We start from the raw sequence: 384 nt of genomic DNA, 5'->3' as shown, positions 1-384 counted from the left end.
GACGCCGGCAGCCGGTCGGCACCGCCGGCCTGCGCGAGGCGCTGGCGCGCGGCCGCCCGCTGCCGTGGGAATCGCATTGCGACATCGTGGTCGCGGCCAATGTCGGCGGCGACCATACCCTGTACCTGATCGGCGGCAACGTGTTCAACGCGGTGACCATGCGCAAGCTCAAGCTGGACCGCAGCGGGCGCCTGCAACTGGATGCGCCGCTGGCGCAGGACCAGAACGACGAAGGCGCCGCACTCGAATGCACGCCCGGCCACGAGGAACTGTGCGACTTCAATCGCCAGGACTGGTCGGCCCTGCTGAAGCTGCAACCGCAGGCGCAGGTGCTGCTGCCGCCCGCCCCGACCGATCCCGCCGCCGCGCCGGTGACGACGCCCA

At 71.6% G+C, this 384-nt stretch carries 1 protein-coding gene; it reads left to right on the top strand.

All coding sequences use genetic code 11. The features are described from left to right. Window positions 1-384, top strand: a 384-nt coding sequence (locus D588_RS0117465; protein WP_017916900.1) for a DUF2272 domain-containing protein, incomplete at both ends; no start/stop codon positions are given.

It is taken from the genome of Xanthomonas sp. SHU 308 (assembly GCF_000364645.1).
GTDB classification, from domain to species: Bacteria; Pseudomonadota; Gammaproteobacteria; order Xanthomonadales; family Xanthomonadaceae; genus Xanthomonas_A; species Xanthomonas_A sontii.
This window is presented reverse-complemented; position numbering and strand designations above follow the sequence as displayed.